Raw genomic sequence first — 421 nt, 5'->3', positions numbered from 1 at the left:
CTATGCAGTTGTACATCATGATGAAGGCGGAGGCGCGGGACGCCGTGATCGCCGCCGTTGCGCGGTAGAAACTGCGGCCGGGTATGTTGTAAACACGCTCCAGCGACTGCAGAGACTTTAGGTACTCGGACACGTCCTGCGCGCGGACGCGAAAGCGTCCCTCAACGCTCATACGGACGGCCGAGCAGGCTGTCGCGGACGTATTCGATACGCCCCCGGAGCTTCGGAGCACTGTTGCTGGCGTCCGTCCGCACCAGCTCCTCGAACTGCTTCGACCGCAGCCATGCATCCGATGGCGGCCTTAAGGCCGGATCGCTCCGTAAGGCGAGCGCCGTTCCAACGGCAATGGCTTCGAAGCGGACACGAGGAACGCGTTTCCCTCCATCCGGCCGATAGAAGGCCTTCGGATAGTACATGCGGA

General features: G+C 62.5%; 1 pseudogene. It reads right to left on the bottom strand.

Features of this window, described 5'->3' with window-relative positions:
* Positions 1 to 161: 161 nt before the first annotated feature.
* Positions 162 to 421: pseudogene (locus tag EOA86_RS38205) on the bottom strand (hypothetical protein); the annotation flags it as partial.

It is taken from the genome of Mesorhizobium sp. M5C.F.Ca.IN.020.32.2.1 (assembly GCF_004023105.1).
GTDB lineage: Bacteria > Pseudomonadota > Alphaproteobacteria > Rhizobiales > Rhizobiaceae > Mesorhizobium > Mesorhizobium wenxiniae.
Note: the sequence above shows the minus strand (reverse complement) of the source record. Positions and strands in the feature narration are given on the sequence as shown.